The organism is Caballeronia sp. LZ043, assembly GCF_031451075.1.
Classification (GTDB): Bacteria; Pseudomonadota; Gammaproteobacteria; order Burkholderiales; family Burkholderiaceae; genus Caballeronia.
The window spans coordinates 1-475 of the sequence record NZ_JARUXT010000069.1; the positions used below are offsets into that span (position 1 = coordinate 1).

A 475-nucleotide genomic window follows, 5' to 3' on the forward strand; every position below is an offset into this window, starting at 1 on the left:
CGGCGATGCGCCGTTTGTCGGCGGTCGTCCGAGTGGTTATGCTCAGATCGCACCGGCCGATATCCGATACTTCGCGCTGCCCGCCTACGAATCGAGCTTTGTCGCAGGCCGCACGTTCTCGGGCTCGGGTGTGAGCATCGACAACACAGCGGCCAACGCGGGCTTGCCGTCTATCGGACTCGCTCCGGCTCAGGCGGGTTCGGGCGTCGTGATCGGCGACCTCGGCACGCGATCCGGCTCGCGAGTGATCGATCCCGTAATCGCGGGCGCGACGGCGCAAGGCGTGTTGCAGAACCTCTCGGTTCCGCCAGGCGGTCTGTTCAGTCGCACGAGCGCGCCGGACGCGACGTATCTCGTCGTGACCAATCCGGCTCTTACGAACCAGCGGAGCTTCATCTCGAGCGACTACTTCTTGCGGCAACTCGACCTCGATCCGCAGAAAGTACAGAAACGCCTGGGCGATGGGTTGTACGAG

At 64.2% G+C, this 475-nt stretch carries 1 protein-coding gene; it reads left to right on the forward strand.

The window, feature by feature from the left end:
- On the forward strand, positions 1-475 hold a 475-nt coding region (locus QCE64_RS37850; RefSeq protein ID WP_310009528.1), incomplete at both ends, for a hypothetical protein.